Source organism: Streptomyces sp. NPDC043896 (genome assembly GCF_056435605.1).
The window spans coordinates 58,833-85,097 of sequence record NZ_JBWKEE010000017.1 but is presented as its reverse complement, the minus strand read 5'-3'; the positions used below and the strand labels follow the sequence as shown (position 1 = coordinate 85,097).

The window sequence follows — 26,265 nt, the reverse complement described above, 5'->3', positions numbered from 1 at the left end:
CGATCAAACAACTTTCATCAAGGCTAGCAGCTCACGCGCCACGTCCTCGACGGAGGTGTTGACGAGGGTGGTGTCGAACTCCGACTCGGCAGCGAGTTCGATCTTGGCGGAGTCGAGCCGCCGCGCGATGACCTCGGCGGACTCGGTGCCCCGGCCGGTGAGCCGGCGGACCAGCTCGTCCCAGCTCGGCGGGGCCAGGAAGACCAGCTGGGCCTCGGGCATCGACTCGCGGACGAGCCGGGCGCCCTGGAGGTCGATCTCCAGCAGCACCGGTTCGCCGTTGTCCAGGCGTTCCAGTACCGCGCCGCGCGGTGTGCCGTAGCGGTTGCCCGCGAACTCGGCCCACTCCAGCAGCTCGCCGTTGGCGATCAGCTTGTCGAACTCGTCGTCGTTGACGAAGAAGTAGTGGACTCCGTGTCGCTCACCGGGCCGCGGCTTGCGGGTGGTGGCCGACACCGAGAGCCACACCTCGGGGTGGACCTTGCGCATATGCGCGACGACCGTGCTCTTGCCGACCCCCGAGGGGCCGGAGAGCACGGTCAGCCGCGGACGAACCTCTGCTGCCATAGAGCGATTATCCAGGTTCTCGGGACTGCCTGAGAACGCCGGGAGAACTTCGGGCGACGCCTCAGGCGTTGCTACCGCCGAACTCACGCTCCAGAGAGGCGATCTGGTTGGAGCCGAGACCTCGGACACGCCGGGACTCGGAGATGCCGAGGCGCTCCATGATCTGCTTGGCGCGGACCTTGCCGACGCCGGGCAGCGACTCGAGAAGGGCGGAGACCTTCATCTTTCCGATGACGTCGTTCTCCTGACCCGTCTTGATGACGTCGTGGAGGGAGGCGCCGGAGTGCTTGAGTCGATTCTTCACCTCGGCCCGCTCCCGGCGAGCCGCGGCGGCCTTTTCGAGCGCTGCTGCGCGCTGTTCAGGGGTAAGGGGCGGAAGAGCCACGCCTACGTCACCTCGGATGTCGAACTGTCGGATACGGACCGGCGGGGAGCCCTTGGGCACCACGCCAGGCGAGGTCCCGAACAGCGAGGTGATGCGTTCGCTGCTCGTTCACTCTGGTCGGAGACTAGCGGCCAAGGCCGCTCCAGTCAGCGAGAACGGACGAAAAGTCCTGGTCAGCCTCCACTGAACCGTACATCACGGACAAACTACCCCGGTTTTGTCCGGGGAAAGACGTTCGATTTTCGAGATCCCGTGTCACGGGCCCTCCCCGCGCCCCGCCGGTCAGCCCGCGACGGCCTCGCGCACCTCGTCCGCGAAGCGCTTCGCGGAGGCGCGCAGGGCGGCGGCGTCCGGGCCGTGCTTGAGGACGCCCCGCGAGACGTTCGGGACCACGTTGGCGACGGCCGCGCCGAAGACCGCCGGCAGGTCGGCCGCCGTCGCGCCCTGGGCGCCGATGCCCGGGGCCAGCAGCGGGCCGTTGATGTCCAGGTCGAAGGAGGACAGGTCGCCGAGGGTGGCGCCGACCACCGCGCCGAAGGAGCCCATGGGCTCCGCGCCCGCGTTCTCCGCCGCCAGGTGGGCCAGCATGGTCGCGCCGATCGAGCGGCCGTCCTCGCGGACCGCGCGCTGGACCTCGGCGCCCTCCGGGTTGGAGGTCAGGGCCAGGACGAAGAGACCGGCGCCCGATTCCCGGGCCAGCTCCACGGCGGGGGCCAGCGAGCCGTAGCCCAGGTACGGGGAGACCGTCAGCGCGTCCGAGAACAGCGGGGAGGACGGGTCCAGGAAGGCCGAGGCGTACGCGGCCATCGTGGAACCGATGTCGCCGCGCTTGGCGTCCATGACCACCAGGGTCCCGGCGGCCCGGGCGTCCGCGACGGTCCGCTCCAGCACCGCGACGCCCTTCGAGCCGAACCGCTCGAAGAAGGCGGCCTGCGGCTTGAAGACGGCGACGGAGTCGGCCAGCGCCTCGACGACGGTGCGGGAGAACCGCTCCAGGCCGGCGATGTCGTCCTCCAGGCCCCAGGAGGCCAGCAGGGCGGCGTGCGGGTCGATCCCCACGCACAGGGGGCCCCGGGCGTCCATGGCGGTCCGCAGACGGGTTCCGAAGGGGGTCACAGGGCTCACGGCGCGGCCTTTCGGGTCTCGGCGCCCACGGCTTCGGCCAGGGTCGCGTACGGGCTGGCGGCCAGGCGCGCGGCGAGGCCCTTGTGGATGGCGCGGGCGTAGAACGGGCCCTCGTAGATGAAGGCGCTGTAGCCCTGGACCAGGGTCGCGCCCGCCAGGATCCGCTGCCAGGCGTCCTCGGCGTTCTCGACGCCGCCGACGCCCACCAGGACCAGGCGGTCGCCGACGCGGCCGTACAGGCGGCGCAGGACCTCCAGGGAGCGCTCCTTGACCGGCGCGCCGGAGAGCCCGCCGGTCTCCTTGACCAGGGCGGGGTCGGACTTCAGCCCGAGGCCCTCGCGGGCGATGGTGGTGTTGGTGGCGATGATGCCGTCCAGGCCCAGCTCCAGGGCGAGGTCGGCGACGGCGTCGACGTCCTCGTCCGCGAGGTCCGGGGCGATCTTGACGAGCAGCGGGACGCGGCGGTCGGTGACCGCGCGGTCCGCGGCCTCCCGTACGGCGCTCAGCAGCGGCCGCAGGGACTCCGTGGCCTGGAGGTTGCGCAGGCCCGGGGTGTTGGGCGAGGAGACGTTGACGACGAGGTAGTCGGCGTGGCGGGCCAGGCGCTCGGTGGAGACCACGTAGTCGGCGGCGGCCTCCGCCTCCGGCACCACCTTGGTCTTGCCGATGTTGACGCCCACGACGGTCCGGAAGACGGGGTTGCGGGCGGCCAGGCGGGCGGCGACGGCGGCAGAGCCCTCGTTGTTGAAGCCCATGCGGTTGATCAGCGCGCGGTCGGGGACCAGGCGGAAGAGCCGCTTCTTGGGGTTGCCGGGCTGGGCCTGGCCGGTGACCGTGCCGATCTCGATGTGGTCGAAGCCGAGCATGGACATGCCGTCGATGGCGACGGCGTTCTTGTCGAAGCCGGCCGCGAGCCCGAAGGGGCCGTGCATCCGCAGGCCGAGCGCCTCCGTGCGCAGGGACTCGTACCGGGGCGCCAGGACGGCCGCGACGAAGGTGCGCAGCACCGGGATGCGGGCGGCGAGGCGGATCCACCGGAAGGCCAGGTAGTGGGCCTGCTCCGGGTCCATCCGCTTGAAGACCAGGTTGAAGAAGAGTTTGTACATCGTCCGAAAAGTCCCTTCTGCGCTCACGAAGAGGGGGACACCCGGCGCGGATCGCGCGTCCGGTGTCCCCCTCTCGCTTACGGGCTGCTAGTCGCGGGCGGCGTTGAGGTGCTCCGCGTGCTCCTGGAGGGAGCGCACGCCGACGTCACCGCGGTTGAGCGCGTCGATGCCCTGGACGGCGGCGGCGAGCGCCTGGACCGTCGTCAGGCACGGGACGCTGCGCGCCACGGCGGCCGTACGGATCTCGTAGCCGTCGAGGCGGCCGCCGGTGCCGTACGGGGTGTTGACGATCAGGTCGACCTGGCCGTCGTGGATGAGCTGGACGATGGTCTTCTCGCCGTCCGGGCCCTCGCCCTCGCTGAGCTTGCGCACCACGGTGGCGTTGATGCCGTTGCGGCGCAGCACCTCGGCGGTGCCGGAGGTGGCGAGCAGCTCGAAGCCGTGGGCGACGAGCTCGCGGGCCGGGAAGACCATCGAGCGCTTGTCGCGGTTGGCGACGGAGATGAACGCGCGGCCCTTGGTCGGCAGCGGGCCGTAGGCGCCGGCCTGCGACTTGGCGTACGCCGTGCCGAAGACCGAGTCGATGCCCATGACCTCGCCGGTGGAGCGCATCTCCGGGCCGAGGACGGTGTCGACGCCGCGGCCGTGGATGTCGCGGAAGCGCGACCACGGCATGACGGCCTCCTTGACGGAGATCGGCGCGTCCAGCGGCAGGGTGCCGCCGTCGCCCTCCTTGGGCAGCATGCCCTCGGCGCGCAGTTCGGCGATGGTGGCGCCGAGCGAGATGCGGGCGGCGGCCTTCGCGAGCGGGACGGCGGTCGCCTTCGAGGTGAAGGGGACGGTCCGGGAGGCGCGCGGGTTGGCCTCCAGGACGTAGAGGATGTCGCCCGCCATCGCGAACTGGATGTTGATCAGGCCGCGGACGCCGACGCCCTTGGCGATGGCCTCGGTGGAGGCGCGCAGGCGCTTGATGTCGAAGCCGCCGAGGGTGATCGGGGGCAGGGCGCAGGCGGAGTCGCCGGAGTGGATGCCGGCTTCCTCGATGTGCTCCATGACGCCGCCGAGGTAGAGCTCGGTGCCGTCGTAGAGGGCGTCCACGTCGATCTCGATCGCGTCGTCGAGGAAGCGGTCGACCAGCACGGGGCGGGTCGGGGAGATCTCGGTGGACTCCGCGATGTAGGACTCCAGGCGGGTCTCGTCGTAGACGATCTCCATGCCGCGGCCGCCGAGCACGTAGGACGGGCGGACGAGGACCGGGTAGCCGATCTCGTCGGCGATCGCCTTCGCGCCCGCGAAGGTGGTGGCGGTGCCGTGCTTGGGCGCGGGCAGGCCGGCCTCGGCGAGGACCTGGCCGAAGGCGCCGCGGTCCTCGGCGGCGTGGATGGCCTCCGGGGAGGTGCCGACGACCGGGACGCCGTTGTCCTTGAGCGCCTGGGCGAGACCGAGGGGGGTCTGGCCGCCGAGCTGGACGACGACGCCGGCGATGGGGCCGGCCAGCGACTCGGCGTGGACGATCTCCAGCACGTCTTCCAGCGTCAGCGGCTCGAAGTACAGGCGGTCGGAGGTGTCGTAGTCCGTCGAGACGGTCTCGGGGTTGCAGTTGACCATCACGGTCTCGTAGCCGGCGTCGCTGAGGGCGAAGGAGGCGTGGACGCAGGAGTAGTCGAACTCGATGCCCTGGCCGATGCGGTTCGGGCCGGAGCCCAGGATGATCACCGCGGGCTTCTCGCGCGGGGCGACCTCGGACTCCTCGTCGTAGGACGAGTAGAAGTACGGGGTCTTGGCGGCGAACTCGGCGGCGCAGGTGTCGACCGTCTTGTAGACCGGGCGCACGCCGAGGGCGTGGCGGACCTCGCGGACGACGTCCTCGCGCAGGCCGCGGATCTCGGCGATCTGGGCATCGGAGAAGCCGTGGCGCTTGGCCTCGGCGAGCAGCTCGGGGTGGAGCTTCTCGGCGGCGGCCAGCTCGTCCGCGATCTCCTTGATCAGGAAGAGCTGGTCGACGAACCAGGGGTCGATCTTCGTGGACTCGAAGACCTCTTCCTGGGTGGCGCCGGCGCGGATGGCCTGCATGACGGTGTTGATGCGGCCGTCGGTCGGGCGGACCGCGGTGGCCAGCAGCTCCTCCTTGTCGCCGGGCTCGCCGACGAAGGTGAACTGGGAGCCCTTCTTCTCCAGGGAGCGCAGGGCCTTCTGGAGGGCCTCGGTGAAGTTGCGGCCGATGGCCATGGCCTCGCCCACCGACTTCATGGTGGTGGTGAGGGTGGCGTCGGCGGCCGGGAACTTCTCGAAGGCGAAGCGCGGGGCCTTGACGACGACGTAGTCGAGGGTCGGCTCGAAGGAGGCCGGGGTCTTCTCGGTGATGTCGTTCGGGACCTCGTCCAGCGTGTAGCCGATGGCCAGCTTGGCGGCGATCTTGGCGATCGGGAAGCCGGTGGCCTTCGAGGCGAGCGCGGAGGAGCGGGAGACGCGCGGGTTCATCTCGATGACGATGACGCGGCCGTCGTCCGGGTTGATCGCGAACTGGATGTTGCAGCCGCCGGTGTCGACGCCGACCTCGCGGATGATCGCGATGCCGATGTCGCGCAGCCGCTGGTACTCGCGGTCGGTGAGCGTCATCGACGGGGCGACGGTGATGGAGTCACCGGTGTGGACGCCCATCGGGTCGAAGTTCTCGATCGAGCAGACGACGACCACGTTGTCCTTGGTGTCGCGCATCAGCTCCAGCTCGTACTCCTTCCAGCCGAGGATGGACTCCTCCAGGAGCACCTCGGTGGTCGGGGAGAGCGTGAGGCCCTGGCCGGCGATGCGGCGCAGCTCGTCCTCGTCGTGGGCGAAGCCGGAGCCGGCGCCGCCCATGGTGAAGGAGGGGCGCACGACGACGGGGTAGCCGCCGAGGGTGTCGACGCCCGCGAGGACGTCCTCCATCGAGTGGCAGATGACCGAGCGGGCGGACTCGCCGTAGCCGATCTTGGCCTTGACGGCCTCGACGACGCCCTTGAAGAGGTCGCGGTCCTCGCCCTTGTTGATGGCCTCGACGTTGGCGCCGATGAGCTCGACGCCGTACTTCTCCAGCACGCCCTGCTCGTGCATGGAGATGGCCGTGTTGAGGGCCGTCTGGCCGCCGAGGGTGGGCAGGAGCGCGTCGGGGCGCTCCTTGGCGATGATCTTCTCGACGAACTCGGGGGTGATCGGCTCGACGTACGTGGCGTCGGCGATCTCCGGGTCGGTCATGATCGTCGCGGGGTTGGAGTTCACCAGGATGACCCGCAGGCCCTCGGCCTTGAGGATGCGGCAGGCCTGGGTGCCGGAGTAGTCGAACTCCGCGGCCTGGCCGATGACGATCGGGCCGGAGCCGATGACCAGGACGGACTGGATATCGGTGCGCTTAGGCACGCTCGGCCTCCATCAGGGATACGAAGCGGTCGAAGAGGTACGCGGCGTCGTGCGGGCCCGCTGCCGCCTCGGGGTGGTACTGGACGGAGAAGGCCGGCTGGTCGAGCAGCTGGAGGCCCTCCACGACGTTGTCGTTCAGGCAGACGTGCGAGACCTCGGCGCGGCCGTAGGGGGTCTCGGACACCTTGTCGAGGGGCGCGTCGACGGCGAAGCCGTGGTTGTGCGCGGTGACCTCGACCTTGCCGGTGGTGCGGTCCTGCACCGGCTGGTTGATGCCGCGGTGGCCGTACTTCAGCTTGTAGGTGCCGAAGCCGAGCGCGCGGCCCAGGATCTGGTTGCCGAAGCAGATGCCGAAGAGCGGGGTCTTGCGCTCCAGGACGCCCCGCATGACGGCGACGGGGCCGTCGGCGGTGGCCGGGTCGCCCGGGCCGTTGGAGAAGAACACGCCGTCGGGGTCGACCGCGTACACGTCCTCGACGGTGGCGGTGGCCGGCAGCACGTGCACCTCGATGCCGCGCTCGGCCATCCGGTGCGGGGTCATGCCCTTGATGCCGAGGTCCACGGCGGCGACGGTGAACTTCTTCTCGCCGATCGCGGGGACGACGTACGCCTCCTTGGTGGCGACCTCGGCGGAGAGGTTCGCGCCCTTCATCTGCGGCTGCGCCTGGACCTTCGCCAGGAGGGCCGCGTCGTCGGCGACGGCCTCGCCGGAGAAGATGCCGACGCGCATGGCGCCGCGCTCGCGCAGGTGGCGGGTCAGGGCGCGGGTGTCGACGCCGCTGATGCCGACGACGCCCTGCTTGACGAGCTCCTCGTCCAGCGAGCGCTGCGAGCGCCAGTTCGAGGGGATGCGGGCGGGGTCGCGGACGACGTAGCCGGAGACCCAGATGCGGGAGGACTCGGGGTCCTCGTCGTTCACACCGGTGTTGCCCACGTGGGGGGCGGTCATCACGACGACCTGGCGGTGGTACGACGGGTCGGTCAGGGTCTCCTGGTAGCCGGTCATGCCGGTGGAGAACACGGCCTCGCCGAAGGTCTCCCCCACAGCGCCGTAGGCGCGGCCTCGGAAGATCCGACCGTCCTCCAGGACGAGTACGGCGGGAGCTTTCGCTGCTCCCCTGGTGGAGGTCGTCATCGTTCGGCGCCTTCCGTCGTGGTGGTTGAGTTCATGAGGTTGATCGCTTCGACCCATGCCGCGTGCTCGGCGGCCCGGTCGGAGCGGAATCCGGAGTCGATCAGCTTGTCGCCGTGCGCCCATGTGACGACGAGCAGACCGCCCTCGGTGAGTACCTTGCCCGCGATTCCCTTGTCGAGGCGGGCGCCGCGCAGCTGCGTGGCCGGTACGAAGAAGTCGGTTGCCCCCGGACGGACCACGTCGAGGCCCGCGTCGGTGAGCGTGAGCTCGACCCGGCTGCGGACTCCGAGCCCGTGGGCGACGATCCGGTCGAGCCACTGCCCGGCGGTCGTGGACCCGTGGTACCGGCCGGTCAGGGCCAGCCGGTGCTCGGGAAGACCGCCGGGGGCGGCGGGCAGCTCCGGCAGATCGCTCTGCAGGGCGCCGCGCCATTTCCAGCCTTGCCGCATCAGCCAGTACACGAACGCGATGAAGACGAGCAGACCGAGCACCCACGCGATGCGGGCGCCCCAGTCCGTCACCTCCGCCGACTGTCGTTCGGCGGCCTCGGCGGCCAGTTGGATCACTGCAGGTGTCACGCCAGTTTCCCGTCCACGACCGTTGCCCGGCCCCGCAGGAAGGTGTGAGTGACGCGACCCGGCAGCTCGCGGCCCTCGTAGGGCGTGTTGCGGCTGCGGGAGGCGAAGTGTGCGGGGTCCACGACACCACGGTACGAGGTGTCGACCAAGGTCAGGTTCGCGGGTTCACCTGCCGAGACGGGCCGGCCGTGCCCGGCGAGGCTCCCGATGCGCGCCGGAGCGTGCGACATGCGCTCCGCGACGCCCGCCCAGTCGAGCAGTCCGGTCTCCACCATCGTCTGCTGGACGACGGAGAGGGCGGTCTCCAGGCCCACCATGCCCATGGCGGCGGCGGCCCACTCGCAGTCCTTGTCCTCGTGCGGGTGCGGGGCGTGGTCGGTGGCGACGATGTCGATCGTGCCGTCGGCGAGCGCCTCGCGCAGGGCCATCACGTCGCGCTCGGTGCGCAGCGGCGGGTTGACCTTGTAGACCGGGTCGTACGAGCGGACGAGCTCGTCGGTGAGGAGCAGGTGGTGCGGGGTGACCTCGGCGGTGACGTCGATGCCGCGGGACTTGGCCCAGCGGACGATCTCGACGGAGCCGGCGGTGGAGAGGTGGCAGATGTGCACGCGGGAGCCGACGTGCTCGGCGAGCAGGACGTCGCGGGCGATGATCGACTCCTCGGCGACGGCCGGCCAGCCGCCCAGTCCCAGCTCGGCCGAGACGGTGCCCTCGTTCATCTGGGCCCCCTCGGTGAGGCGGGGCTCCTGGGCGTGCTGGGCGACGACGCCGCCGAAGGCCTTCACGTACTCCAGGGCGCGGCGCATGATCACGGCGTCGTCCACGCACTTGCCGTCGTCGGAGAAGACGGTGACGCGGGCGGCGGACTCGTGCATGGCACCCAGCTCGGAGAGCTTCTTGCCCTCCAGGCCGACGGTGACGGCGCCGATGGGCTGCACGTCGCAGTAGCCGGACTCCTTGCCCAGGCGCCAGACCTGCTCGACGACGCCGGCGGTGTCCGCGACCGGGAAGGTGTTGGCCATGGCGAAGACGGCCGTGAAGCCGCCGGAGGCCGCCGCTCGGGTGCCGGTGAGGACGGTCTCGGAGTCCTCGCGGCCGGGCTCGCGCAGGTGGGTGTGCAGGTCGACGAGGCCGGGGAGGAGGACCTGGCCGGCGGCCTCGATCACCTGGGCGCCCTCGGCGGACAGGTCCTGACCGACCGCCTCGATGGTCTCGCCGTCGATCAGGACGTCCTGCGCCTCGCCGCCGAGGACCTTCGCGCCGCGGATAAGGATCTTGCTCATGGTTACTTGTTCTCCTCGGTACGGGCGGCGGCGGGGGTGGTGACGGCGGGCTCGGAGCCTCCGAGCAGCAGGTACAGGACGGCCATGCGGATCGAGACGCCGTTGGCGACCTGCTCGACGACCGTGCAGCGGTCGGAGTCGGCGACCTCGGCGGTGATCTCCATGCCGCGGACCATGGGGCCGGGGTGCATCACGATGGCGTGCTCGGGCATCCGGGCCATGCGGGCGGCGTCCAGGCCGTAGCGGCGGGAGTACTCGCGCTCGGTCGGGAAGAAGGCTGCGTTCATGCGCTCGCGCTGCACACGCAGCATCATGACCGCGTCGGACTTCGGCAGCACCTCGTCCAGGCTGTACGAGACCTCGCAGGGCCAGGTCTCGACGCCGACCGGCACCAGGGTCGGCGGGGCCACCAGGGTGACCTCGGCGCCGAGGGTGTGGAGCAGGTCGACGTTGGAGCGGGCCACGCGGCTGTGCAGGACGTCGCCGACGAGGGTGATCCGGCGGCCGTCGAGGCCCTTGCCGAGCCCGGCGTCCCGGCCGACCAGGCGGCGGCGCATGGTGAACGCGTCGAGCAGGGCCTGGGTGGGGTGCTGGTGGGTGCCGTCGCCGGCGTTGATCACCGGGGCGTCGATCCAGCCGGAGTTGGCGAGCCGGTAGGGGGCACCGGAGGCGTGGTGGCGGATGACCACGGCGTCCACGCCCATGGCCTCCAGGGTCTGCGCGGTGTCCTTGAGGGACTCGCCCTTGGAGACGCTGGAGCCCTTCGCGGCGAAGTTGATGACGTCGGCGGAGAGGCGCTTCTCGGCGGCTTCGAAGGAGATCCGGGTGCGGGTCGAGTCCTCGAAGAACAGGTTGCAGATCGTGAGGCCGCGCAGGGTGGGCAGCTTCTTTATCGGCCGGTCGGCGACCCGGGCCATCTCCTCGGCGGTGTCGAGGATCAGGACGGCGTCGTCGCGCGTGAGGTCGGCGGCCGAGATGAGGTGGCGCTTCATCTGGGTGCTCCGTAAGTCGGGAGGGCAGGCAGGCGGGGCTGACGGTGATGCGGGCAGGGCAGGCCTCGGCACGGGCCCCGCGAGGGGTCCGTACGCGTGGGGTCTACTGACCTGCTGCCCGGGCGGTCCGCTGGCCGAGCAGCACGGCGTCGCGGCCGTCCTCCTCCTGGAGCTGGACCTTGACGGTCTCCCGCAGCGAGGTGGGCAGGTTCTTGCCCACGTAGTCGGCGCGGATCGGAAGTTCACGGTGGCCGCGGTCGACGAGGACCGCGAGCTGGACGGCGCGGGGGCGGCCGATGTCGCCGAGCGCGTCGAGGGCGGCCCGGATGGTGCGGCCGGAGAAGAGGACGTCGTCGAGGAGGATCACCAGCCGGCCGTCGATGCCGTCGCCGGGGATCTCGGTGCGGCCGATCGCCCGGGCGGGCTTCAGGCGCAGGTCGTCGCGGTACATGGTGATGTCGAGGGAACCGACCGGGATCTTCGTCCCGGTGATCTCCTCCAGCTTGTCGGCCAGCCGGCGGGCCAGGTACACACCGCGGGTGGGGATGCCGAGGAGCACCACGTCGTCGGCGCCCTTGGCGCGTTCGACGATCTCGTGGGCGATACGCGTCAGGACCCGGGCGATGTCCTGCGCCTCCAGAACGGGGCGCATCGCTTCGTCGGCCGGGACCTGGGAAGTCGTGCTGTCCATGAAAAGGACCTCCTTCTCCGCCTCACGGGACGGACCTTAAAGGACGTCTGATGTACGCCGTCCACGGTACCAGGGGTCGGCCGGGACCTTCGCACGGGGGCCCGGCGGGGCCCCTCGTACGAGGGCGTGGAAGAGCATTCGGCTTGACGCATCCACGTAACGCTGCGTAACCTCACAGTGAGTTACCAGCCGCGCGGCGGAGCCGCATGGTCTCCATGTAGTCACAGCGTCACAGCGTCCGGGAGCGTTATGTCCAGCGAATACGCCAAACAGCTCGGGGCCAAGCTCCGCGCCATCCGCACCCAGCAGGGCCTCTCCCTCCACGGTGTCGAGGAGAAGTCCCAGGGCCGTTGGAAGGCCGTGGTCGTCGGCTCGTACGAGCGCGGGGACCGCGCCGTGACCGTCCAGCGCCTCGCCGAGCTGGCGGACTTCTACGGGGTTCCGGTCCAGGAACTGCTGCCGGGCACGACCCCCGGCGGTGCGGCCGAGCCGCCGCCGAAGCTGCGCCTCGACCTGGAGCGCCTGGCGGGCGTCCCCGCCGAGAAGGCCGGCCCGCTCCAGCGCTACGCGGCGACCATCCAGAGCCAGCGCGGCGACTACAACGGCAAGGTGCTGTCGATCCGCCAGGACGACCTGCGCACCCTGGCCGTCATCTACGACCAGTCGCCCTCGGTCCTGACCGAGCAGCTCATCAGCTGGGGCGTCCTCGACGCCGACGCGCGTCGCGCCGTGGCCCACGAGGACATCTAGTCCCCCGGGTTCCGTCCCGGCTCAGCAGAAACGTTACCGGCGGGTGCCGGTGCCCCAGGGCGCCGGCACCCGCCGGTTTTTCGTCGGTCGACCGACCGAAGCCCGTGGGGCCCCGGAAACGGAACGGCGGAGGGCCCGGGGCGCGTGTGCGCCGCGGGCCCTCCGCGCAGCCGTCCGGCCCCGGGACTACTCGCCCCGGCGCAGGCTCGGCTTCAGGTCCTTGAAGCGGGCCAGCAGGCCGTTCACGAAGGCCGGGGAGTCGTCCGTGGAGAACTCCTTGGCCAGCTGCACGGCCTCGTCGATCGCCACGGCGTCCGGGGTCTCGTCGACCCAGATCAGCTCGTAGGCGCCCAGCCGCAGGATGCTGCGGTCCACGACGGGCATGCGGTCGAGGTCCCAGTCCACGGCGTAGGTGACGATCAGGTCGTCGATGCGCTTCACCTTGTCGGCGTAGCCCTCGACGAGATCCATCGTGAAGGCGTTGACCGGCGGCTGCCGGTCGTCCGACCGCGAGTGGCGGATCCAGTCCGCGAGGACCTCGCGCACGGGCACACCGCGCTGGTCGGCCTCGAAGAGGATCTGGAAGGCGCGCTTGCGCGCGTTGCTCCGGGCAGCCACGGTTAGCTGTTCACCCGGCCGAGGTAGGCGCTGGTGCGGGTGTCGACCTTGATCTTCTCGCCGGTGGTGACGAAGAGCGGGACCTGGATCTCGTGGCCGGTCTCCAGGCGGGCCGGCTTGGTGCCGCCGGTGGAGCGGTCGCCCTGGACGCCCGGGTCCGTGTGCTCGATGGTCAGCTCGACGGCGGCCGGGAGCTCGACGTAGAGCACCTCGCCCTCGTGCTGGGCCACGGAGGCGGTGAAGCCCTCGATGAGGAAGTTGGCGGCGTCGCCGACGGCGGCGCGGGAGACCATCAGCTGGTCGTAGGTCTGCATGTCCATGAAGACGAAGTAGTCGCCGTCCATGTACGAGAACTGCATGTCGCGCCGGTCGATCGTGGCGGTGTCGACCTTCGTGCCGGCGTTGAAGGTCTTGTCGACGACCTTGCCGGAGAGCACGTGCTTGAGCTTGGTGCGCACGAAGGCCGGGCCCTTGCCGGGCTTGACGTGCTGGAACTCGACGACGGACCAGAGCTGGTCACCGTCGAGCTTGAGCACCATGCCGTTCTTGAGGTCGTTCGTGGAAGCCACGGTTGCGGAATCTCCTGCACTGGAAGACCACGGATGCGCGCACGGTCCGGTGTCGCGGACTAGAGCGCGAGCAGCTCCTTGGTCGTAATGGTGAGTAGCTCGGGACCGCCGTCCGCCTCGGGGCGCACGACGAGCGTGTCATCGATCCGGACACCTCCCCGGCCGGGGAGGTGAACCCCCGGTTCGACGGTGACCGGCACGCAAGCGTCCAGTTTACCCATTGCCGTAGGTGCAAGCTGCGGGTCCTCGTCGATTTCGAGGCCCACACCGTGTCCCATCCACCCCGCGAGGGCCTCACCGTGCCCCGCGGAGTCCAGTACGGACCGTGCCGCGTGGTCCACGTCGCGGTACGCGGCCCCCGGCAGCAGGGCCTGCCGGCCCGCACGCTGGGCCGCGAAGACGAGGTCGTACAGCTCGATCTGCCAGTCGGCGGGGGTGGTCCCGATCACGAAGGTACGGCCGATCTCGCAGCGGTAGCCCCGGTAGTTCGCGCCGAGGCAGACGGAGAGGAAGTCGCCCTCCTCCACCCGCCGGTCGGAGGGCCGGTGCCGGGAGCGCCCGGAGTGCGGGCCGGTGCCGACGGAGGTGGGGAAGGCGGGGCCGTCCGCGCCGTGGTCGACGAGGCGGCGCTCCAGCTCCAGGGCCAGGTGGCGTTCGGTCCGGCCGACGAGGATCGACTCCAGCAGCTCGCCCAGGGCCTGATCGGCGATCTCGGCGGCGATCCGCAGGCAGGCGATCTCCTCCTCGTCCTTGACCAGCCGCTGCTGCTCCACGGCCGTGCCGAGGTCGGCCAGCCTCAGCCGGGGCGCGACCGAGTGCACGGCCCGGTGCCTGCCCACGGTGAGGTGGTGCTCCTCGACGGCGAGGGACTCGGCCCGGGCGGAGGCGGCCAGGTCCGCGGCGGCCACGGCCGGATCGGCGCCGGGCGCGGGCAGGACGGACACCCGCAGCGCCTCGTCGAGCCGGCCCTCCTCCGCCTCGCCGGTGGGCGCCCCGGGGCAGAACAGCACGTCTTCGGCGGGCCCGACCAGCAGGACGGCGCCCAGCGGGGACGCCCCGGCGAGGTAGCGGACGTTCGCCGGACGCGTGACCAGGGCTGCGGAGTTGCCCGCGGCGGCGCAGCGCTCGCGGAGCAGGCCCCTGCGGGCCTCGTACACGTCGGACATGTCTCCGAGCCTACGAGCGCCCCGCCCATCCGGCCCGGCGAGCGCGTCCGGACGGGGCCGGGCCCCTGCCCGGCACCGGCGGTCCGGCCGGCGGTACCGGCCGCCCTACCAGCGGGGCGGGCTCGTCAGTGCCCGCGCGAGGGCCTCGTCCAGGGCCCGCGCGGTGCCCTCGACATCGAGGTGGGAGTTGTCGATGATCGGCAGCCCCGAGCCGTACCAGCCCGCCATCCGGCCGTGGATGCGGGCGACTTCCTCGTCGGAGAGCCGGCGGTTGCCGGAGCGGGCCGCGTTGCGGTCGAGGACGACGTCCAGGCCGGGCAGCAGCACGACCGGCAGCAGGGCGGGCCCCACGTGCCGCTTCCAGCCGCCGAGGCCCACCACGGGCCGGTCCGGGAAGACCGCGTCGTCGAGGATGCAGGAGATGCCGTTGGCCAGGAAGTTGCGGGCGGCGAAGCCGCAGGTGCGGCGGGCCAGGCGGTACTGGGCCTCGGAGTGCTCGTTCCAGCCGGCCTGCGGGTCCGCGAAGCCGGAGCAGACCCACTCGCGGACGTCGTCCAGGCTGATGTGCGCGGTCGGCACGGGGCGGGTGCCCGCCCAGTGCCGGGCCACGGTCGTCTTGCCGGCGCCCGCCGGGCCGATCAGCAGGACGGCGAGCACGGCCCCGCCGGTGCCGGGCGCGGGCGGGGACGCCGCGGGGGCCGCGGCGGGAGGCAGCGGGATGTGGCCCGTCGCGTCGGGGACCGGCGCCACCGGCCAGCCCTGCGCAGGGGGTATCGGCGGCTGCGGGGGCACCGCCGGGTGTTGTCCCGGCGGGCCCCAGCCCCCCACTCCGTGCTGCATCCGCGCCACTCCGTCTCGTTCAGGCGACTGATGCGAGAACGTTATCTCAGGCCGTGACCTCTTCGGCCAGCGCACGCAGTGCCAGCCGGTAGGACCCCAGCCCGAAGCCCGCGACGGTGCCGGTGGCCACGGCGGCGATGACCGAGGTGTGCCGGAACTCCTCCCGGGCGTACGGGTTGGAGATGTGCACCTCGATCAGCGGGGCGGTCCGCTGCGCGGCCGCGTCCCGCATGGCGTACGAGTAGTGCGTGAAGGCGCCCGGGTTGATGACGACCGGGATCTTGCCGTCCGCCGCCTCGTGCAGCCAGCGCACCAGCTCGCCCTCGTCGTTGGTCTCGCGGACCTCGACGTCGAAGCCGAGCTCCGCGCCCAGGGTGCGGCAGCTCTCCACGAGGCCCGCGTACGAGGTGGCCCCGTACACATCGGGCTCGCGGGACCCGAGCCGGCCCAGGTTCGGGCCGTTCAGGACCAGCACCCGGCGGCTCACGCGGAGACCTCGCCGTACGCGGCGACCAGGTGCGCCGGGTCGGGGCCCTCCAGCACGGTGGGCTTGGCCAGTCCGTCCAGGACGATGAAGCGCAGCAGGTTGCCGCGGGACTTCTTGTCGACCTGCATGGTCTGGAGCAGCTTGGTCCACTGGTCGCCGCGGTAGGTCAGCGGCAGGCCGACCGAGGCCAGTACCGCCTTGTGGCGGTCGGCCGTGGCGTCGTCCAGGCGCCCGGCCAGCCGGCCGAGTTCGGCCGCGAAGACCATGCCGACGGAGACCGCCGCACCGTGCCGCCACTTGTAGCGCTCGTTCTTCTCGATGGCGTGCGCGAGGGTGTGGCCGTAGTTGAGGATCTCCCGCAGCCCCGACTCCTTCAGGTCGCTGGAGACCACGTCGGCCTTGACCTGGATGGAACGGCAGATCAGCTCGGCCGTGTGGGGCCCGGCGGGCGTACGGGCCGCCGCCGGGTCCTCCTCGATCAGGTCGAGGATCACCGGGTCGGCGATGAACCCGGCCTTGATGATCTCGGCCAGGCCGCTGACGTAGTCGTTGACCGGCAGCGACTCCAGCGCGGCGAGGTCGCAGAGCACCCCGGCCGGCGGGTGGAAGGCGCCGACGAGGTTCTTGCCCTCGGCGGTGTTGATGCCGGTCTTGCCACCGACGGCCGCGTCCACCATCGCCAGGACGGTGGTGGGGACGGCGATCCAGCGCACCCCGCGCAGCCAGCTGGCCGCGACGAAGCCCGCCAGGTCGGTGGTGGCGCCGCCGCCGACGCCGACGATGACGTCGGTGCGGGTGAAGCTGGACTGGCCGAGCGCCTTCCAGCAGTACGCGGCCACCTCGACGGTCTTGGCCTCCTCGGCGTTCGGCACCTGGATGGCGATCGCCTCGTAGCCCTGCTCCGCCAGGTCCGCGCGCAGCGCCTCGCCGGTGTCGGCCAGCGCCTCGGGGTGGATCACGGCGACCCGCTGGGCCTTCGTGCCGATCAGGCCGCCCAGCTCGCCGAGCAGCTGCCGGCCGACCAGCACGTCGTACGCGTCGTGTCCGGCGCTCGCGCCGACGTGGATCCGCGTCACCTGGTCTGTCATACGTCCTTCAACTCCAGAGCGTCGAGGACCGCCTGGGCGACCTCTTCGGGGGTGCGGTCGTCGGTGGCCACGACGACGCGCGCGACTTCGGTGTACAGGTGGCGCCGGGCCTCCATCAGCTCGCGCCACTGGCGGCGCGGGTTGACGGCGAGCAGCGGCCGGGCGGCGCCGAGGCCGACGCGGCGCACGGCCTCCTCGACGTCCATCGACAGGTAGGCGACGGGCAGTCCGCTCAGCAGGGCACGGGTGCCCTCGTCGAGGACGGCCCCGCCGCCGAGGGCGAGGACCCCGGTGTGCTCGGCGACGGCGGCCGCGACGGCCGCACGCTCCAGCTCACGGAAGTACGGCTCGCCCTCGTCGACGAAGATGTCGGAGATCTCCCGGCCCTGGGCCGCGACGATGTCCGCGTCGGTGTCCCGGTAGGGGACGCCGAGCCGGCGGGCGAGCAGGCCGCCCACCGTGGACTTGCCGGAACCCATGGGTCCGACGAGGACGACCAGGGGGCCGCCCGTCACCGGATCTGCAGGTTGTCGAGGTAGGACCGCACGTTGCGGCGGGTCTCGGGGACCGAGTCGCCGCCGAACTTCTCGACCACGGCGTCGGCCAGCACGAGCGCGACCATGGCCTCGGCGACGATGCCCGCGGCGGGCACGGCGCAGACGTCGGAGCGCTGGTGATGGGCGACGGCGGCCTCGCCGGTGGCGACGTCGACGGTGGCCAGTGCGCGCGGCACGGTCGCGATGGGCTTCATCGCGGCGCGTACGCGCAGCAGCTCGCCGGTGGTCAGGCCGCCCTCGGTGCCGCCGGAGCGGCCGGAGGTGCGCTTGAGGCCCTCGGGGGTGGAGACGATCTCGTCGTGCGCCTGGGAGCCGGGCACGCGGGCCAGCTCGAAGCCGTCGCCGACCTCGACGCCCTTGATGGCCTGGATGCCCATGAGCGCGGCGGCGAGGCGGGCGTCGAGGCGGCGGTCCCAGTGGACGTGGGAGCCGAGGCCGACGGGCACGCCGTATGCGAGGACCTCGACGACGCCGCCCAGGGTGTCGCCGTCCTTGTGGGCCTGGTCGATCTCCGCGACCATCGCCTTCGACGCGTCGGCGTCGAGGCAGCGGACCGGGTCGGCGTCGAGCTTCTCGACGTCGGCGGGGGTCGGGTAGACGCCGTAGGGGGCCTTGGCCGAGGCCAGTTCCACCACGTGGGAGACGATCTCGATGCCCGCGACCTCCTTGATGAAGGAGCGGGCGACGGCGCCGAGGGCGACGCGGGCGGCGGTCTCACGGGCGCTGGCGCGCTCCAGGATCGGCCGGGCCTCGTCGAAGCCGTACTTCTGCATGCCGGCGAGGTCGGCGTGGCCGGGGCGGGGACGGGTCAGCGGCGCGTTGCGGCCGGTGTCCTTGAGCAGGGAGGGGTCGACCGGGTCGGCCGACATGACGGTCTCCCACTTGGGCCACTCGGTGTTGCCGATCATCACCGCGACCGGGCCGCCCTGGGACAGGCCGTGGCGGACGCCGCCGAGGAAGGTGATCTCGTCCTGCTCGAACTTCATGCGGGCACCGCGGCCATAGCCGAGCCGGCGCCTCGCCAGGTGGTCGGCCACCAGCTCGGTGGTGACCGGGACGCCGGCGGGAAGGCCCTCCAGCGTCGCGACCAGTGCCGGTCCGTGCGACTCTCCTGCGGTCAGCCAACGCAACCTGCTCAACGATGCTCCTCATGCTCGCGCCTGGCACTGCGACGACGCGTCCGGCTGCGCGGACCGGACGCCCGTACCCGAATCCTCCCACGTCCGGGCCGCCCGGCCGATCTCGGTCCAGCTGACGGACTGGGAGTGCGCGGCCTGATCGTGCCGGGCGCGGCTATCCGGTCCCTACGCGGACGCCCGCGCGGGCTCGGTGACGGGGCCGCGGGGCGGTCGGTCAGTGGCGGGCGCGCAGGGCCGCTTCCCCGGCGGACCGCATGGCCGCCAGGGGGCCGGGCGTGCGGCCGGTCATCTGCTCGACCTGGAGGACGGCCTGGTGGACGAGCAGGTCGAGGCCGCCGAGGAGGGTGCCGCCGCGCCCGGACCAGGAGGCGGCCAGCGCGGTGGGCCAGGGGTCGTAGAGGACGTCGAAGAGGGTGCCGGGCGCGTCGGGGACGGCGGGGGCGAGCCCGTCCGTGGCGCCGGCCGGGGTGGTGGCGATGACCAGGGGGGCGTGCAGGGCGTCGGCCGCCCGCGACCAGTCGGCCGTACGGACGTCGACGCCGAGCCGCTCGCCCCACTGGCGCATCTCGTCGGCGCGGGCCTCCGAGCGGACGTACGCGGTGACCTCGCCGGTGCAGATCCGGGCGAGGGCGGCGAGCGCCGAGGAGGCGGTGGCGCCCGCCCCGAGGACGGCGGCGGCGGGCACCTTGTCCACGCCGCGCTCGTGCAGGGCGGCGACGATGCCGGGGATGTCGGTGTTGTCGCCGACGCGGCGGCCGTCCTCGGTGAAGACGACCGTGTTGACGGCCTCCACGGAGGCCGCGGTGTCGCTGATCCCGTCCAGCAGCGGGATGATCGCCCGCTTGAGCGGCATGGTCAGCGACAGCCCGGCCCACTCGGGACCGAGGCCGGCCACGAAGGCGGGCAGCGCGGCCTCGTCGATCTCGAACCGGTCGTAGGACCAGTCGCCGAGGCCGAGCTCCCGGTACGCGGCGCGGTGCAGCACCGGTGAGAGGGAGTGCTCGATGGGCGAACCCAGCACCGCGGCCCGTATCCGTGACATGTCCTGCTACCCGCCGTTCTTCTGCTTCTGCCGTGCCTGGAACTCGTCGGCGAGCTTCATGTGCTCTTCGTACGTCTTCGTGAAGGTCGTCTTGTCGCCGTCGACCGACACGAAGAACATCCAGCCGCCGTGGTCGGGGTTGAGCGTAGCGGTCAGCGCGTCCAGGCCGGGGTTCCCGATCGGGCCGGGCGGCAGTCCCTTGACGAAGTGCGTGTTGTACGGGTGGTCGAAGGCCTGGGCTTCCTTCAGGTTGAAGTTCAGTTCGCTCTGGTTCTTGATGTAGTTGTACGTGGAGTCGAACTGGAGCCGCTGGTTCGTGACGTCGTTGGTCTTCTTGAGGCGGTTGTAGACCACCTCGGCCATCTTGCGGAAGTCGTCGTGGTTCTTGCCCTCGGCGTTCACGAGGCTGGCGACGGTGACCACCTGGAGGGGGTTCTCCAGGTTCAGCTCCTTGGCCTTGCCCTCGATCCCCATCTCCGCGTACTTGTCGGCCGCGTTCTTGACCATCTGCCGGAGCAGCGACTCGGGCGTCGTGTCCTTCTTCAGGTCGTAGCGCGCGGGGAGGAGGAAGCCTTCCAGCGGATCGATGAGCTTCGTGTTGCTGCCGGCCCAGGCCGGCAGGCCGAGGTTCTTCGCCTCGCGCTGGGCGATGTCCTTCGTGGTGCCTTCCGGTTTGCCGAGCTTCTTGTCGATGGCCTCGTAGATCTTGGAGTTGCGCAGGCCCTCGGCGATGGTGATGACGTTCAGCTTGCTGGGGTCGATCATCAGCGCGACGGCGGCCGAGGCCGACATCTTCTTCTTCATCGGGTAGACGCCGGGCTGGATCGACTTGCCCCTGGGGTTGGCGTTCGCCGCGTCGACGAAGGCCTGGGCGCTGGCGACCACGCCGGCCTGCTTGAGGATGCGGCCCATCTGGCCGATGCCGGCGTCCTTGGGGATCTCGACCTCGACGATCTCGTCGGTGCCCTCGCCCGCGAAGTCCTCGGCCGGGGCGAAGCGGTCGTGGAGGTAGTTGTAGCCGTAGTAGCCGCCACCGCCGACGACACCGATGATCACCACGGCGGCGATCAGGCAGGCGGCGCCGCTGCGTTTCTTCTGTTTGCCGCCCTTGCCGCCCTTGGCGCGGCCGCCGCCGCGGCGCCCGCGCGCGGGCGGCTCGTCGCCGTCGTCCGTACCGCGGCCGGATCCGGCCACGATGTCCTCTTCGTCCTCGGCGAGCGGGTCCTCGACCGGTTCCGGTTCGAGGTGGCGCAGGCCGGGCGGCTGCGGCGGCGGATAGGCCTCGGCCGTGGTGTACAGGTCGGGGGCCTCACCGGGGTAGGTCCCGACGGCCTGCTGGGCGTACGGGTCCGCCCCGGCGTACGGGTCGACCTGCACGGCCGCGGCCGCGTACTGGCCCTGGCCGGTGTCCCCCCAGGCCTGGCCGCCGCCGTCGTACACCGGCTGCGGGGCCATGGGCTGGGGGGCCGCCTGCTGGGCCATCTGCTGCTGCATCTGCTGGTACTGGACCTGCTGGGCGTAGCCCTGGTCGTCGTACTGCTGCGGGTACGGGCCCGCGTACTGCTGCTGGTACTGCGGCTCCTGCGGGTGCGGGTACTGCTGCTGTTCCCCGCCGTAGGGCACCTGCGCCTGCTGCGTCTGGTGCGCGGTCCACCCCTGGTCCCCGTAGAGGGGGTCCTGGGGGTTCCACGGTTCGGAGCCGTGGCCCCGGCCATAGTCAGTCATCGGTCCCCTAGAGCCGCGAGACGAAGGTCGCGGGCTCTTTTCGGCCGCGACACCCGGTTCCGCCTCTTTGGTGGTGAGCGACGGCTGTTCGAATGCCGTCTCATCGCGCGGAACGTTACCGTATCGCGATCAGACAACCACTTCGACGCACTCACCGGGCGGATTACCTGATACCCGTTCGGTCTCAAGAGCGTTCTGGAGGATGACCACAGCGGCCGCCTGGTCGATGACCGAACGGCCCTTCTTCGCGTTCCGGCCGGAGGCCCGCAGGCCCTGGGCGGCGGTGACCGTGGTCATCCGCTCGTCCACCAGGCGCACCGTCACCGGCTTGATTCCCTTGGCGAGTTCGTTCGCGAATGCGCGCACCTTGGCCGCGGCCGGCCCCTCCCGCCCGCTGAGCGAGCGGGGGAGGCCGACCACGACTTCGAGGGGCTCGTACTCCTCGACGAGCTGCCGCAGCCGCCGGTGGGCGAAGGGGATGTCCCGGCCCGGGACGGTCTCCACCGGCGTGGCCAGCACCCCGTCGGGGTCGCAGGACGCGACCCCGATCCGGGCGTCTCCGACATCGATGGCCAGTCGGCGGCCACGGCGCAGGCTCATCGTCAGGCCGTCTCCGCCACGAGGCGCTCGACCGCGGCGATGGCCTCGGGCACGGCGCCCGGGTTCTGGCCGCCGCCCTGGGCCACGTCCGGCTTGCCGCCACCGCCGCCGCCGAGGGTCTTGGCGGCGGTACGGACCAGGTCACCGGCCTTGAGACCGCGCTCGCGGGCCGCCTCGTTGGTGGCGATGACGGTCAGCGGGCGGTCGTTCGCCACGGTGAACAGTGCGACGACGGCCGGGCGGTCGCCCGGGATGCGGCCGCGGACGTCGAGGACCAGCTTGCGCAGGTCGTCGGCGCCGGTGCCGTCCGGCACCTGGCCGACGACGAGGGCGACGCCGCGGATGTCCTGGGCGTTCGAGGCGAGACCGGCGGCGGCCTGGAGGACCTTCTCCGCGCGGAACTTCTCGATCTCCTTCTCGGCGTCCTTCAGCTTGCCGAGCATGGCGGCGATCTTCTCCGGCAGCTCCTCCGGACGGCCCTTGACCAGCTCCTGGAGCTGGGCGACGACCGTGTGCTCCTTGGCGAGGAAGTTGTACGCGTCGACGCCGACGAGGGCCTCGACACGGCGCACGCCGGAGCCGATGGAGGACTCGCCGAGCAGCTTCACCAGGCCCAGCTGGGAGGTGTTGCCGACGTGCGTGCCGCCGCACAGCTCCTTGGAGAAGTCGCCGATGGTGACGACGCGGACCCGCTCGCCGTACTTCTCGCCGAACTCGGCGATGGCGCCCTGCTTCTTCGCCTCGTCGATGCTCATGACCTCGGCGGTGACGTCGAGCTCGCGGGAGAGCACGTCGTTGATCTTCTGCTCGACGTCGGTGAGGACCGAGCCGGGGACGGCGTTCGGCGAACCGAAGTCGAAGCGGAAGCGGCCAGGGCTGTTCTCGGAGCCGGCCTGGGCGGCCGTCGGGCCGAGGGCGTCGCGCAGCGCCTGGTGGGTCAGGTGCGTGGCCGAGTGGGCGCGGGCGATGGCCCGGCGGCGCTTGCCGTCGATGGCGGCGTACGCGGAGGCGCCCACCGTCACCTCGCCGACCTGGACGGAGCCCTTGTGCACGGAGACACCGGGGACCGGCTGCTGGACGTCGCGGACCTCGATGACGGCGCCCGTGTCGAGCTTGATGCGGCCCTGGTCGGCGAGCTGGCCGCCGCCCTCGGCGTAGAAGGGGGTGCGGTCGAGGACGACCTCGACCTCGTCGCCCTCGGAGGCGGCGGGCGCGGAGACGCCGTTGACCAGCAGGCCGACGATGGTGGCCTCGCCCTGGTTGGTGACGTAGCCGGTGAACTCGGTGGCGCCGGAGCCGTCGGCGATCTCCCGGTAGGCCGACATGTCGGCGTGGCCGGTCTTCTTGGCCTTGGCGTCGGCCTTGGCGCGGTCGCGCTGCTCCTGCATCAGGCGGCGGAAGCCGGGCTCGTCCACGGAGAGGCCCTGCTCGGCGGCCATCTCCAGGGTGAGGTCGATCGGGAAGCCCCAGGTGTCGTGGAGCAGGAACGCCTTGTCGCCGGAGAGGACCGTGCCGCCGGCGGCCTTGGTCTCGGTGACGGCGGTGTCGAGGATGTTGGTGCCGCCCTTGATGGCCTTGAGGAACGCGGCCTCCTCGGCGAGGGCGACGGTCTCGATGCGCTTGCGGTCGGTGATGAGCTCCGGGTACTGCCGGCCCATCGTCTCGATCACGACGTTGATCAGGTCCTGGACGACCGGACCGGTGGCGCCCATGAGGCGCATGTTCCGGATGGCGCGGCGCATGATGCGGCGCAGCACGTAGCCGCGGCCCTCGTTGCCCGGCGTGACGCCGTCACCGATGAGCATGGTCGAAGTGCGGATGTGGTCGGCGACCACGCGCAGGGAGACGTCCGTGTTCTGGGCGGCGCCGTAGCGGACGCCGGTCAGCTCGGTGGCCTTGTCCATGACCACGCGCAGGGTGTCGGTCTCGTACATGTTCTGGACGCCCTGCAGGATCATCGCGAGGCGTTCGAGGCCGAGACCGGTGTCGATGTTCTTCGACGGCAGGTCACCGAGGATCGGGAAGTCTTCCTTCCCGTCGCCGGCGCCGCGCTCGTACTGCATGAAGACCAGGTTCCAGATCTCCACGTACCGCTCGTCGTTGACGGCCGGGCCGCCCTCGACGCCGAACTCGGGGCCGCGGTCGTAGTTGATCTCGGAGCAGGGGCCGCAGGGGCCGGGGACGCCCATGGACCAGAAGTTGTCCTTCTTGCCCAGACGCTGGATGCGCTCGGCGGGGACGCCGATCACGTCGCGCCAGATGGCCTCGGCCTCGTCGTCGTCGAGGTAGACCGTGATCCAGAGCTTCTCGGGCTCAAGGCCGTAGCCGCCGTCCGCCACGGAGCTGGTGAGCAGCTCCCAGGCGTACTTGATGGCGCCTTCCTTGAAGTAGTCCCCGAAGGAGAAGTTGCCGCACATCTGGAAGAACGTGCCGTGGCGGGTGGTCTTGCCGACCTCTTCGATGTCCGGCGTGCGGACGCACTTCTGGACGCTGGTGAGCGTCGGGGCCGGCGGCTTGGTCTCGCCCAGGAAGTAGGGCTTGAAGGGCACCATGCCCGCGGGCACCAGCAGCAGAGTCGGGTCGTCCGCGATGAGCGACGCCGAAGGGACAACGGTGTGACCGCGCTCCTCGAAGAAGCTCAGCCAGCGGCGGCGGATTTCAGCCGACTCCATCAGTGGTCCTCATTCCGGTTGTGCGTGACCGTCGATTTGTTCGAACGGTGGGTGGTCTGGTGGTACTCGATGGCCGGCAGCCGCCGCGGCCCGGGAAGGGCGGTGACGTTGTCGGGCCGGTCGGGGTCCTGGTGGAGCCCCAGTGCGTCGTTCAGCTCGTCTTCGCGCTGCGTCATTCCCGCCTTGACGTCGAGGGCGAACTCCTTGAGGCGGTGCCCGGCCTCCACTGCCTTGTCGGCGGCCTGGGCGGCGAGGCTCTCCGGCGTCAGCTTCTTCAGCTGGCGGTTGACCTTGGTCGTGGCCCACACGCCGGCGGCGGCGCCTGCGGTGAACCAGAAGGCTCGGCGGAACATCGGCGGTCTCAGCCCTTCTGCTTCCGGCGCCGGGCCGCCGGCACCGTACGGCCGACGATCACGTTTCGCCGGGTGGTCTTCTGCGGGGCGTCCTCCGTGCGGCCCAGCGCCTTGCGGACGCCGTAGCCGAAGGCCGCGACCTTGACCAGGGGTCCGCCGAAGGTGGTGGCCACGGTGGAGGACAGCGCGGAGGCGTTGGAGGTGACCTCCTGGACGTCGCTCGCGATGGCGTCGACCCGGTCGAGCTGGGTGCGCGCGGAGCGTACGGTCGTCGAGGCGTCCGCGAGCAGCGGGACGGCCTGCTCGGTGACGTCGGCCACGAGCTTGGTGGTGGCCCGCAGCACCTGCGCGAGCCGTACCAGCGCTAGGGCGAGGAAGGACACCAGGATGGCCCAGAAGACGGCCACGAGGATGCCGGCCACCTCTCCACCGGACACGTTGCACCGCTCCCTGATCTGCTCGTCTTCTACGGATTGCCTACGGATCGACTACGCGGAAAAGTCTTCCTCCGACCCTATCGCGCCGGAGATCCGCCGCAGTACCGGAATTCGGGGTCCAGCACCCGTCCCCGCGGATCCGCCCCTCACCCGACGCGTCCGGATCGGCACTCTCCGTGCCCATGGGGCAGCGCCCCACCCGGCGAGCGGCATCGGGCGTCCTCCCCCGGAGCCGGGTGACCGCCCCTCGCCGGGGAACGGAAAGGCCCGCCGCCCCCCGGAGGGGACGGCGGGCCGACACCAGCCTGTGAGGGCTACGGCCGCTGGATCAGCGGGCGTAGTACTCGACGACGAGCTGCTCGTCGCAGATGACCGGGATCTCCTTGCGGTTCGGGTCGCGGTCGAGGCGGAAGGCCAGGGCCTTCAGGTTGACCTGCAGGTAACGCGGGGTCTCACCCTCACCGGCGTAGCCACCCTCGCGGGCGACCTGGAAGGGGTGCTTCTCGCGGCTGCGCTCGCGGACCGTGATGACGTCGTCGGGACGCACGCGGAACGACGGCTTGTCGACCTTGGCGCCGTTGACCTCGATGTGGCCGTGGACGACCATCTGGCGGGCCTGGTAGATGGTGCGGGCGATGCCGGCACGCAGGACCAGGGCGTCCAGACGACGCTCGAGCTCGACGACCAGCGCCTCGCCCGTCTTGCCCTCGGCCTTCTTCGCGCGGTCGTACGCGCGGGCCATCTGGCGCTCGGAGATGTCGTACTGGGCGCGCAGACGCTGCTTCTCGAGCAGACGGACCTTGTAGTCCGAGTTCTGCTTGCGGCCACGGCCGTGCTCGCCCGGCGGGTAGGGGCGGGCCTCGAAGTACTTGACGGCCTTCGGCGTCAGGGCGATGCCGAGAGCGCGAGACTTCTTGACCTTGGGTCGCTTCTGGTTCACGGGGAACCTACCTCCATGTAAGTT

Annotated in this window: 26 protein-coding genes; 1 reads left to right on the top strand and 25 read right to left on the bottom strand. The window is 71.3% G+C overall.

From position 1 onward, the window contains the following. Positions 1-3: 3 nt before the first annotated feature. The 10 genes from gmk to pyrR form a co-directional block, all read right to left on the bottom strand. Complete coding sequence (gmk, locus tag AC069X_RS24095; protein WP_478731275.1) at positions 4-567, bottom strand: guanylate kinase; 564 nt, start codon at positions 565-567, stop codon at positions 4-6. 61 nt (positions 568-628) lie between these two features. After that, positions 629-952 carry an integration host factor gene (locus AC069X_RS24090; RefSeq protein WP_478731273.1) on the bottom strand — a complete coding sequence of 108 codons (324 nt, stop codon included), beginning with the start codon at positions 950-952 and terminating at the stop codon, positions 629-631. A 282-nt stretch (positions 953-1,234) separates the two neighbouring features. Next, on the bottom strand, positions 1,235-2,077 hold the full coding sequence (pyrF, locus tag AC069X_RS24085; RefSeq protein WP_478731271.1) for an orotidine-5'-phosphate decarboxylase: 843 nt from the start codon (positions 2,075-2,077) through the stop codon (positions 1,235-1,237). Next, positions 2,074-3,183 carry a quinone-dependent dihydroorotate dehydrogenase gene (locus AC069X_RS24080; protein ID WP_478731269.1) on the bottom strand — a complete coding sequence of 370 codons (1,110 nt, stop codon included), beginning with the start codon at positions 3,181-3,183 and terminating at the stop codon, positions 2,074-2,076. The genes pyrF and AC069X_RS24080 overlap by 4 nt, the downstream gene beginning before the upstream one ends. A gap of 87 nt (positions 3,184-3,270) precedes the next feature. Then, on the bottom strand, positions 3,271-6,579 hold the full coding sequence (gene carB / locus AC069X_RS24075) for a carbamoyl-phosphate synthase large subunit (RefSeq protein ID WP_478731267.1): 3,309 nt from the start codon (positions 6,577-6,579) through the stop codon (positions 3,271-3,273). Next, entirely contained in the window at positions 6,572-7,714 is a 1,143-nt protein-coding gene (gene carA, locus AC069X_RS24070; protein ID WP_478731265.1) for a glutamine-hydrolyzing carbamoyl-phosphate synthase small subunit, read from the bottom strand. The genes carB and carA overlap by 8 nt, the downstream gene beginning before the upstream one ends. After that, entirely contained in the window at positions 7,711-8,292 is a 582-nt protein-coding gene (locus AC069X_RS24065; RefSeq protein WP_478731263.1) for a PH-like domain-containing protein, read from the bottom strand. Before AC069X_RS24065 ends, carA begins: the two co-directional genes overlap by 4 nt. Further along, positions 8,289-9,575 (bottom strand): dihydroorotase, encoded by a 1,287-nt coding sequence (locus AC069X_RS24060; RefSeq protein WP_478731261.1) that lies wholly within the window; start codon positions 9,573-9,575, stop codon positions 8,289-8,291. Before AC069X_RS24060 ends, AC069X_RS24065 begins: the two co-directional genes overlap by 4 nt. 2 nt (positions 9,576-9,577) lie before the next feature. Then, positions 9,578-10,567 (bottom strand): aspartate carbamoyltransferase catalytic subunit, encoded by a 990-nt coding sequence (locus AC069X_RS24055; protein ID WP_478731259.1) that lies wholly within the window; start codon positions 10,565-10,567, stop codon positions 9,578-9,580. A 103-nt stretch (positions 10,568-10,670) separates the two neighbouring features. Beyond that, positions 10,671-11,258, bottom strand: coding sequence for a bifunctional pyr operon transcriptional regulator/uracil phosphoribosyltransferase PyrR (gene pyrR, locus AC069X_RS24050; protein ID WP_478731257.1), 588 nt, complete (start codon positions 11,256-11,258; stop codon positions 10,671-10,673). A 249-nt stretch (positions 11,259-11,507) separates the two neighbouring features. Here pyrR and bldD point away from each other — a divergent pair, with 249 nt between their 5' ends. Then, positions 11,508-12,008, top strand: a complete 501-nt coding sequence (bldD, locus tag AC069X_RS24045; protein WP_007263032.1) for a transcriptional regulator BldD — start codon at positions 11,508-11,510, stop codon at positions 12,006-12,008. Between the two features lie 186 nt (positions 12,009-12,194). On the opposite strand, the gene nusB is transcribed toward bldD, so the two are convergent. The 15 genes from nusB to rpsD all read right to left on the bottom strand — a co-directional run bounded on the left by nusB (position 12,195) and on the right by rpsD (position 26,241). Beyond that, positions 12,195-12,626 carry a transcription antitermination factor NusB gene (gene nusB / locus AC069X_RS24040; RefSeq protein WP_478731255.1) on the bottom strand — a complete coding sequence of 144 codons (432 nt, stop codon included), beginning with the start codon at positions 12,624-12,626 and terminating at the stop codon, positions 12,195-12,197. Between the two features lie 2 nt (positions 12,627-12,628). Further along, the gene (gene efp / locus AC069X_RS24035) at positions 12,629-13,195 is read right to left on the bottom strand and encodes an elongation factor P (RefSeq protein WP_478731253.1); all 567 of its coding nucleotides are present in this window, start codon (positions 13,193-13,195) and stop codon (positions 12,629-12,631) included. Positions 13,196-13,254: 59 nt separating this feature from the next. Beyond that, positions 13,255-14,361, bottom strand: coding sequence for an aminopeptidase P family protein (locus AC069X_RS24030; protein WP_478731251.1), 1,107 nt, complete (start codon positions 14,359-14,361; stop codon positions 13,255-13,257). A gap of 105 nt (positions 14,362-14,466) precedes the next feature. Further along, entirely contained in the window at positions 14,467-15,201 is a 735-nt protein-coding gene (locus AC069X_RS24025) for an AAA family ATPase (RefSeq protein ID WP_478731249.1), read from the bottom strand. Between the two features lie 46 nt (positions 15,202-15,247). After that, a complete protein-coding gene (gene aroQ, locus AC069X_RS24020) occupies positions 15,248-15,688 on the bottom strand; it encodes a type II 3-dehydroquinate dehydratase (RefSeq protein WP_281205782.1) in 441 nt (146 codons plus the stop codon). After that, positions 15,685-16,776: a 3-dehydroquinate synthase gene (aroB, locus tag AC069X_RS24015; RefSeq protein WP_478731247.1), complete on the bottom strand. Its 1,092-nt coding sequence runs from the start codon at positions 16,774-16,776 to the stop codon at positions 15,685-15,687. The genes aroQ and aroB overlap by 4 nt, the downstream gene beginning before the upstream one ends. Next, complete coding sequence (locus AC069X_RS24010) at positions 16,773-17,291, bottom strand: shikimate kinase (protein ID WP_478731245.1); 519 nt, start codon at positions 17,289-17,291, stop codon at positions 16,773-16,775. Before AC069X_RS24010 ends, aroB begins: the two co-directional genes overlap by 4 nt. After that, a complete protein-coding gene (aroC, locus tag AC069X_RS24005; RefSeq protein WP_478731243.1) occupies positions 17,288-18,472 on the bottom strand; it encodes a chorismate synthase in 1,185 nt (394 codons plus the stop codon). The genes AC069X_RS24010 and aroC overlap by 4 nt, the downstream gene beginning before the upstream one ends. A 214-nt stretch (positions 18,473-18,686) precedes the next feature. Beyond that, a complete protein-coding gene (locus tag AC069X_RS24000) occupies positions 18,687-19,514 on the bottom strand; it encodes a shikimate dehydrogenase (RefSeq protein ID WP_478731241.1) in 828 nt (275 codons plus the stop codon). Positions 19,515-19,520: 6 nt separating this feature from the next. Further along, a complete protein-coding gene (gene mltG / locus AC069X_RS23995) occupies positions 19,521-21,239 on the bottom strand; it encodes an endolytic transglycosylase MltG (protein ID WP_478731239.1) in 1,719 nt (572 codons plus the stop codon). A gap of 129 nt (positions 21,240-21,368) precedes the next feature. Beyond that, positions 21,369-21,839, bottom strand: a complete 471-nt coding sequence (ruvX, locus tag AC069X_RS23990; protein WP_359121373.1) for a Holliday junction resolvase RuvX — start codon at positions 21,837-21,839, stop codon at positions 21,369-21,371. 2 nt (positions 21,840-21,841) lie between these two features. After that, positions 21,842-24,511, bottom strand: a complete 2,670-nt coding sequence (gene alaS / locus AC069X_RS23985) for an alanine--tRNA ligase (protein WP_478731237.1) — start codon at positions 24,509-24,511, stop codon at positions 21,842-21,844. After that, entirely contained in the window at positions 24,511-24,864 is a 354-nt protein-coding gene (locus tag AC069X_RS23980; protein WP_478731235.1) for a DUF6167 family protein, read from the bottom strand. Before AC069X_RS23980 ends, alaS begins: the two co-directional genes overlap by 1 nt. Positions 24,865-24,872: 8 nt before the next feature. Beyond that, positions 24,873-25,301: a DUF948 domain-containing protein gene (locus AC069X_RS23975; RefSeq protein ID WP_478731233.1), complete on the bottom strand. Its 429-nt coding sequence runs from the start codon at positions 25,299-25,301 to the stop codon at positions 24,873-24,875. Positions 25,302-25,629: 328 nt separating this feature from the next. Next, positions 25,630-26,241 carry a 30S ribosomal protein S4 gene (gene rpsD / locus AC069X_RS23970; protein ID WP_351885499.1) on the bottom strand — a complete coding sequence of 204 codons (612 nt, stop codon included), beginning with the start codon at positions 26,239-26,241 and terminating at the stop codon, positions 25,630-25,632. Positions 26,242-26,265 lie beyond the last annotated feature (24 nt).